The organism is Gammaproteobacteria bacterium (genome assembly GCA_037388465.1).
Taxonomy (GTDB): domain Bacteria; phylum Pseudomonadota; class Gammaproteobacteria; order SpSt-1174; family SpSt-1174; genus JARRKE01.
Map to the genome: position 1 here is coordinate 1 of JARRKE010000085.1, position 8,080 is coordinate 8,080.

An 8,080-nucleotide genomic window follows, 5' to 3' on the forward strand; every position below is an offset into this window, starting at 1 on the left:
CCCAGGCGGAGTCGGGTCAGAAGAACTTGAGATAGCGGTTCTTTTCCCAGTCGGAAATGTAGTTGTGGTAATCGGTCCATTCCTGGCGCTTGAAGTCCACGAAGGCGCGGAACATCTGCGGACCCATCACCATCTCGCTGAGCGGGTCGGCCTCGAAGGCATCGACCGCTTCCTCCAGGTTGCGCGGCAGGGAGGCGACGCCCATGGCGTCCAGTTCTTCCTGCGTGTGCAGATACATGTTTTCGGTATGCGGGTTGCCCGGGTCCATGCCTTCGCGGATACCTTCCAGGCCGGCCGCCAGCATCATGGCCGCGCCGAGATACGGATTACATGAAATATCGGCCGCACGGCATTCGACCCGGCCGCCGCCGAGCGGGATGCGGAACATGTTGGTGCGGTTGTTGTTGCCGTAGCACATGTAGATCGGTGCCCAGGTGAAGCCAGACAGGCTGCCGCGCTTCACCAGTCGTTTGTAGCTGTTCACGGTGGGCGCGATGACGGCGCAGATCGCCGCGGCATGCTTGAGCACGCCACCGATAAAGTGATAGCCGAGTTCGGACAGGTTGCAGCCGCGCGGGTCGTCACTGGCTTCGAACAGGTTCTTGCCGGTGTGAACGTCCGCCAGTGACATGTTGTAGTGCGCGCCGCTGCCGGTGCGGTCGTCGAACGGTTTGGGCATGAAGCTCGCGAAGTAGCCGTGCCGCTTGGCGATCTCCTTGGCCATCATGCGGAAGAACACGAACCGGTCGGCCATGTTGAGCACGTCGGTGTAGTTGAAGTCGGTTTCGAACTGGCCGTTGGCGTCCTCGTGGTCGAAGGAGTACACGTCCCAGCCGAGCTGGTTCATGGACTGCACGATCTCGTCCACCACCGCGTAATTGTCGAACACGCCCTGCGTCTGGTAGGCCGCCTTGTCCAGCGTGTCATTCGGGCTGACCGGGCCGAAGCTGCCGTCCTCGTGGTCCTTGAGAATGAAGAATTCGGTCTCGATGCCGAGGTTGAAGGTGTAGCCCATGTCGGCGGCCTGGGCGACCACGCGCTTGAGGATGTTGCGCGAACAGGCCTCGAAGGGCGCGCCCTCCAGATACAGGTCGGAGGCGAACCAGGCGATCTCGGGATTCCACGGCAGCACCGTGGCCGAGGCGGGATCGGGATGGGCTGAGACCTCCTCGTCGCTGACGTCCTGCGGCACGCCGTCCAGCGCGGCGCCGGTGAACAGTTCCGATCCCTGCATCATGCGATCCATATGCGAGAGCGGCACCATCTTGGTCTTGGATATGCCGTGGATGTCGACGAAGCTCGCCATGGCGTACTTCACGCCCTGGCTTTCGAGCGCGGCCTGCAGGGATTGGGTTTCGGGTTTCATGACGGCTGACATGGGGTCCTCCAAAAATAGTCAGGCGGTTGAAGGGGGGGTGGCCTCCGGTGACCACATCTCCAGCGGTGTGGTCTCCAGCCGGGCGGCCTCGAGTTGAGCGGCCAATGCGTTGATGCACAGGTCCAGTAATTCGGTGCCGGCTTCGGGCGTGGCCTCGCTGGGGTTGCCCACGCCGCCGTGCAGGCTTTCCTGGTCGACGGTGTAGGCGAAAAAGCAGCAGGCCGAACGGTCCGGCTCGTCCGTGGCGAGCTCCATGTCGACCAGATCCGGTCGCAGGGCGAGCATGACGGAGGTTTCCGCCGCGTTGGCGTGGAAGTTACGGGCGTCGCGGTGATAGTGCTCGCTGATCTCGTGGTTGATCTCCCACAGCGAGCGCAGCGCGATGCGCAGCTCGGGGCGGTCGTGGCGGATGTTTTCCAGCGCGCAGCGCAACGGCGCCCAGTTGGTGACGTGCGCATTGAGCAGCAGCAGGCGCGAAAAGCCGGCGCTCATGACCCATTCGGCGATTTCCACCACCAGACGGGATAGCGTTTCGGGCCTGAGCGAAATCGTGCCGGGCCACTTGGGGGAGTGGCCGAGCGAGCAGCCGTAGGCCAGCGGCGGCAGGACCGGGATGCCGGTCTTGGCGGATACGCCTTCGGCCACCGCGATGGCGGACAGGGTGTCGACGCCCAGCGGCAGATGGCGGCCGTGCTGTTCGGTGGCGCCCACCGGAAGAATGACGGTATCCATACCGTGTTCGCGCAAGGCTGCGAGGTCTTCCCAGCTCAGCTCTTCCCAGCGTATCGGGCTGTTGGGGTTCGGCATGGACATGGGTATCGCCTCAGGTTGCGGGAACGAGTTCTTCGGTAAAGCGCTCCGTGCGGGTGGTGACTTCCTCGAGTTCCTTGTAAAGGGAACGGTCGGTGACCCCGAGGGGGATGTCGTAGGTGATGGTGGCGCCGTAGGCGTTGGGGGCCTGCGCATCCAGCCGGACCTTGTCGAACACCAGCAGGCGGGTGCCGAGATCGAACCCTTCCTTGATGTCGTGCGTCACCATGAAGATGGTCATCTGGTGCTCGTCCCAGAGATTGAGGATCAGCCGGTGCATGTCGGCGCTGATGCCCGGGTCCAGTGCGCCGAAGGGTTCGTCCAGCAGCAGGATCTTGGGCTGCTTGATGACCGACTGCGCGATGGACAGGCGCTGCTGCATGCCGCCGGACAGGGCGGAGGCGTATTTGTCGCGCGCCTCGTAAAGCCCGACCTCGTTCAGTACGGCCTCCGCCCGCTCGACGGCCGCCTTGCGCGCGCTGCCGAACAGCCTGCCGAGCAGGGGCGCCTGCTGGAGTTCCAGGCCGAGCAGCACGTTTTCCAGCACGGTGAGGTGCGGGAACACGGAATAGCGCTGAAACACGATGCCGCGATCCGGGCCGGGTTCGTCCGGCAGCGGCGCGTCGTCGATCATGAACTCGCCGCGGGTCGGACGTTCCTCGCCGAGCAGCATGCGCAGGAAGGTGGTCTTGCCGCAGCCCGAGGCGCCGACGATGGTGCAGAACTCGTGGGTCTTGACCGTGAGGTTGACGTTTTCGAGCACGACCTGGTCGCCGTACTCCTTCCACATGTGACGAACCGCGATCGTGGTCATCAGTTGTTGCCTCCGGCGTGATACCAGCGGAAGGCCTTCTGCGACAACAGACGCAGCAGGTAGTCCATCAGGTAGGCGAGGAATGTGATCCACAGGACGTAGGGAATGATCACGTCCATCGCCAGATAACGGCGGACCAGGAAGATGCGGTAGCCCAGGCCGTTGGTGGCGGCGATGGCCTCCGCCGCGATCAGGAACAGCCAGGCGGCGCCCAGCGAGAGGCGCACGGAGTCGATCAGGCGCGGCCACATCTGCGGCAGGATGACGCGCAGCACCAGCAGCCAGCTCGATGCGCCCAGGGTCTGGGCCTTGATGATTTGTTCGCGCGGCAGTTCGGTCACGCGCAACGCGATGTCGCGCGCGATGAACGGCGCGATGCCGAATACGATCAGTACGACTTTTGCGGTCTCGCCCAGGCCGAAGATGATGAATAGAACCGGCAGGATGGCCAGCGGTGGTATGAGCGAGAACGCGGACAGCAGGGGCCCCGCGCCCGAGCGTATGTAGGGGATGGTGCCGACGGCGATGCCGACGAACAGTCCCAGCAGGGCGCTCAGGCCGACGCCGAGTCCCAGCCGTTCCAGGCTGGCCAGGGTATCGGCCCAGAGCAGGAATTCACCGGTGCGACGATCTGCCTGAAACGCGTAGTAATGCATCGTCTCGACCATGGACTGGAGCGAGGGCAGCAGCTTGTCGCTGGGGTTGGCCTCCAGACGGATGGCCGATGAAACGAGGTAGATTACCAGCAGGAGTATGAATGGGAGCGCGCCGATAAGCAGCGCGCTCCCCTTGCCTGGATTTTGATTGATCAGGCGACGCATGATCAGAGCTTTCCTTCGGCCGCCATCTTCATGTAGGTGGCGTCGAAGCGCAGCTTGACGTTGTTCTTGTCGCCCAGAATCTTGCCGCCCGGGAACTCGATACCGACGGCATCGACGCTGCGGGCGCCTTCACCCAGCAGGCCGTGGTCGAACGAGAACTGACGCACGTAATCCATGGTCTTGAGCAGCTTCGGGCTTTCGGTGAACTTCACCGCCGCCGCCGGCTTGTAGAACATGTAGGTGGTGGCCAGCTGGCTCTCGTAGCCCTTCAGGTCCGTACCGGAGGCCTTGCCCATGGAGGTCAGCGCGGCGGTGGCCGTGGCGTCCTTCTTGGTCATCAGGGCCATGGTTTCGTACCAGGCGCCGACCAGGGCCTTGGCGAACTTGGGATACTTCTTCATGACGTCGGTCTTGATGACGGCCATGTCGATGATCTCGCCGGGGATCTGGCTGGAGTTGAACACCTCGGTGGCGTCAGGCGAGGCGAGAATGGTGCTGAGCTGGGGCTTCCAGGTCACCACGGCCGTGGTGGAAGGCGCCTGATAGGCGGCAACCATGTCGGCGTCGGAGGTGTTGACCAGCTTGAGGTCCTTCTCGGTCATGTGGTGCATCTGCAGGCCACGGTCCAGCAGGTACTGGGACACGGACAGCTCCACGATGTTGACCTTCTGGCCCTTGATGTCGGCGAACTTCTTGCCTTTGCCCTTGAGCACCACACCGTCGTTGCCGTTGGAGAAGTCACCGACGATCAGGGCGGTGGAATCCACGCCGGCGGCGGCCGGGATGGTCAGGGCGTCCATGTTGGTCATCAGGCAGGCGTCGTAATCGCCCGAGGTGTACTGATTGATGGACTGGATGTAGTCGTTGACCTGGGTGACCTCGATGCTGATGCCGTACTTGTCAGCCCATTTCTTGATGATGCCGTGATCGACGGCATAACCCCAGGGCATCCAGCCTGCGTAGATGCTCCATGCGAGTTTGAAGTGGGTGCGGTCGCCTGCGCTGGCCGGCCCGCTGAAGGCCAGGGGAATCAGCAGCAGGGATGCCGCAAAGAGTTTGAAAAGTTTTGATCGCATAACCGTTTCCTCAATGCTGTTCGCATGAATTTCGGGTCTGGCTTGCGATCATTGGAGGCCTGTCCCTCCGGATGCGCAAGCGCAGCGCCGAAAATGACGTTGGACCTCCCGGGCTTTTATCCCGCCGTGTATCCGACCTGTCTGGGTCGGACGGCATCTCTCGGACCAGTCGCTGGCGGGTGAACGCCAACCGGAACCCTAGATGCTCTCGTCGAACTGTTCAGCAAGACCCGTGCCGCTTTTGTCAACCCGCCGGGATTTTTGCGCGCCGGCAGACCGGTAAGACACTGAATAAGTAAGTACTAATGGGTGTTCAAAGCATTCGCGCACGGTGATGGCCGACCCTGGATATCAGCGACGAATCGACGGAATCAAGCCCGGCGCACCCAAAAGACGCGCATAATTCTCCATATGCACTATTTTAGTGCATATATTACGCACCGTTTGGTGACAGATTCGGGGCGTCTGCACTGATTTAGCGTGTTTGGGGGTGCTGGCATGCTCCTTGCCGAAGCGGAAAGAGGAAGCACGGCTTCCTTTTTCATTCATTCGTAATTTAGAGGAGGAATCCATGTCAGTAACCGAATCGGGCAGCGCGCTCGACCCGGAAGCCCTGGCCTGGCAGGAACAGGTGCCCGGTGGCGCCCACTGGTCCGGTGTGCTCAGGCGCGGCACCACGCTGCGCATCACCGACCAGCAGGGCGGCGCCAACGTCTCCACCCTGTTCTTCAACCAGGAAGAAAAGCTGGAGCGCTACAACATGGCGGATACCCTGAAGGCGCAGCACACCGCTTACCTCACCAAGGGGTACGTGTGCTATTCCGACATGGGCCGCGTGATGTGCTCCGTCACCGACGATAGCTGTGGTTGGCACGACACCATCTGCGGTGTCTCCAACGCCCGGATGGTGACGGAGAAGTACGGTGAAGCCCGCTATCAGGAACACCGCAACCAGTATCACCGCAACGGCTTCGACTCGCTGGTGAACGAGCTGGGCAAGTACGGTCTCGGCCGGCGCGACGTTATGCCGACCGCGAACTTCTTCAGCAAGGTGACGGTGGACGAGTCGGGCGCCATGGTGTTTCAGCCGGGCAATTCCGAGGCCGGCGACTACGTCGAGCTGCGTTTCGAGATGAATACTCTGGTGGTGCTCACCACCTGCCAGCACCCGCTGGATCCGGACCCGCAGTATCGCCCGCGCGACATCCTGCTGAGTGCCTGGCATTCGGGGCCGGCCGGGGCGGACGACCTGTGCCGCAACCGCTGTCCCGAGAACCAGCGCGGCTTTCACAACACCGAAGTGATGTTCCGCTGAGCCGCGGCATCACGAACCATGGAGGTAAACGACATGACTCAAACGCTCGTGACCAGTTCGCTCGATCCCGAAGCGGCTGCGTTCAGCGAGGTGGTCCCCGCCGGCGAACCCTGGATGAAGGTGGTCAAGCAGGGTCAGGTGTTCCGCATCCTGGACCTGGAAGGCAATCAGGCGGTGGATACGCTGTTCTACAACGCCAACGATTACGAGGAGCGTTACAGTGCCAACGACACCATCCGCGCGCAGGGCAACATCTACCTGACGGCCGGCACCCAGCTGCTGTCGAACGAAGGCAACGCGATGCTGACCATCGTGGCAGACACCTGCGGTCGCCATGACACCCTGGGCGGCGCCTGTTCGGCGGAAAGCAACACCGTGCGTTACGCGCTGGACAAGCGCCACATGCACAGCTGCCGCGACAGTTTCCTGCTGGCCCTGGCCGAGTGGGACAACGGCATGACCAAGCGCGACCTGTCCAGCAACATCAATTTCTTCATGAACGTGCCGGTCACGCCGCAAGGCGAGCTGACCTTCGCCGACGGTATCTCCGCGGCGGGCCGTTATGTGGAAATGCGCGCGGAAATGGACGTGCTCGTCTTGATCTCGAACTGTCCGCAGCTTAATAATCCCTGTAACGCCTACAACCCGACCCCGGTGCAGCTCCTTATCTGGGACGCGCAATAAGCACCGAACCGGGTGCACGACCTTCGACTGCGGGACGACCCGCAGCTCGCCAGACAACGCCGGGACGGCCCGGCAACACTTCCGAACCGATCATGCCATTCAAGCCGGCGACGCCTTGCATAGGGTTAGACTTATGTCCGGCGAACGGGTGGATTGAACGGGAGGGAGACTGGATATGTTCAGCAAGGTATTGATTGCGAATCGCGGCGCCATCGCCTGCCGCATCATTCGCACCCTGAAGCGTATGGGCATCGGCTCGGTAGCCGTCTACTCCGATGCCGACCGCCATTCGCGCCATGTGATCGAGGCCGACGAGGCCGTTTACCTCGGTCCCGCGCCGGCGGCCGAAAGCTATCTGCGTCAGGACAAAATTCTCGAAGCCGCACGCGAAACGGGCGCCCAGGCCATCCATCCCGGTTACGGTTTTCTGAGCGAAAATGCCGCGTTTGCCGAGGCCTGCGAACAGGCAGGCATCGCCTTCATCGGCCCGACGCCGCAGCAGATGCGCGACTTCGGCCTCAAGCACACCGCGCGCGAACTGGCCGAACAAAACAACGTGCCGCTGCTGCCGGGCAGCGGCCTGCTGGACGACGCCGACCACGCCCTGCGCGAGGCCGAACGCATCGGTTATCCGGTGATGCTGAAAAGCACCGCGGGCGGCGGCGGCATCGGCATGCAGCTGTGCTGGAACGCCGACGAACTGGGCGAGGCGTTTCATTCCGTGGAGCGCCTGTCGCGCAGCAACTTCAGCCAGGGCGGCATTTTTTTGGAAAAGTACGTCGAGATCGCGCGCCATATCGAGGTGCAGATCTTCGGCGACGGTCTGGGGCGCGTGGTCGCTCTGGGCGAACGTGACTGCTCGGTCCAGCGGCGCAACCAGAAGGTGATCGAGGAGACGCCTGCGCCGGGTCTGGATGATGCGCTGCGCGAACAGCTGTACGAGGCCGCTGTGCGTCTGGGCAGGGCGGTGAACTACCGCTCCGCCGGTACGGTGGAATACGTGTACGACGTCAAGCAGGACGCGTTCTATTTCCTCGAGGTCAACACCCGTCTGCAGGTCGAACACGGCGTGACCGAAATGGTCACCGGCATCGATCTGGTGGAATGGATGATCCGGGTGGCGGCGGGTGAGGCTCCCGCACTGGGTGGCTACGAATTCGCGCCCAAGGGCCATTCCGTGCA

The 8,080-nt window shown here is 62.6% G+C and carries 8 protein-coding genes and 1 riboswitch; of the genes, 3 read left to right on the forward strand and 5 right to left on the reverse strand.

Annotated features, from left to right (window positions below; translation table 11 throughout):
• Positions 1–16: 16 nt before the first annotated feature.
• Genes glnT through P8Y64_12455 form a run of 5 tightly spaced genes read right to left on the reverse strand, consistent with a single transcriptional unit; the run spans position 17 to position 4,899 of the window.
• The gene (gene glnT / locus P8Y64_12435; GenBank protein MEJ2061273.1) at positions 17–1,378 is read right to left on the reverse strand and encodes a type III glutamate--ammonia ligase; all 1,362 of its coding nucleotides are present in this window, start codon (positions 1,376–1,378) and stop codon (positions 17–19) included.
• A gap of 18 nt (positions 1,379–1,396) precedes the next feature.
• Entirely contained in the window at positions 1,397–2,191 is a 795-nt protein-coding gene (locus P8Y64_12440) for a creatininase family protein (protein MEJ2061274.1), read from the reverse strand.
• A gap of 10 nt (positions 2,192–2,201) precedes the next feature.
• Entirely contained in the window at positions 2,202–3,002 is an 801-nt protein-coding gene (locus P8Y64_12445; protein ID MEJ2061275.1) for an ABC transporter ATP-binding protein, read from the reverse strand.
• The gene (locus tag P8Y64_12450) at positions 3,002–3,823 is read right to left on the reverse strand and encodes an ABC transporter permease (protein MEJ2061276.1); all 822 of its coding nucleotides are present in this window, start codon (positions 3,821–3,823) and stop codon (positions 3,002–3,004) included. Before P8Y64_12450 ends, P8Y64_12445 begins: the two co-directional genes overlap by 1 nt.
• Before the next feature lie 2 nt (positions 3,824–3,825).
• A complete protein-coding gene (locus P8Y64_12455) occupies positions 3,826–4,899 on the reverse strand; it encodes a putative urea ABC transporter substrate-binding protein (GenBank protein ID MEJ2061277.1) in 1,074 nt (357 codons plus the stop codon).
• 103 nt (positions 4,900–5,002) lie between these two features.
• Positions 5,003–5,112: riboswitch (guanidine-I (ykkC/yxkD leader) on the reverse strand.
• 358 nt (positions 5,113–5,470) lie between these two features.
• On the opposite strand from P8Y64_12455, the gene P8Y64_12460 reads away from it, so the two are divergent.
• The 3 genes from P8Y64_12460 to P8Y64_12470 form a co-directional block, all read left to right on the forward strand.
• Positions 5,471–6,214, forward strand: a complete 744-nt coding sequence (locus P8Y64_12460; protein ID MEJ2061278.1) for an urea carboxylase-associated family protein — start codon at positions 5,471–5,473, stop codon at positions 6,212–6,214.
• A gap of 33 nt (positions 6,215–6,247) precedes the next feature.
• Positions 6,248–6,898 (forward strand): urea carboxylase-associated family protein, encoded by a 651-nt coding sequence (locus tag P8Y64_12465; GenBank protein ID MEJ2061279.1) that lies wholly within the window; start codon positions 6,248–6,250, stop codon positions 6,896–6,898.
• A gap of 175 nt (positions 6,899–7,073) precedes the next feature.
• The coding region (locus P8Y64_12470; protein MEJ2061280.1) for a biotin carboxylase N-terminal domain-containing protein at positions 7,074–8,080 on the forward strand (1,007 nt) is incomplete at its 3' end.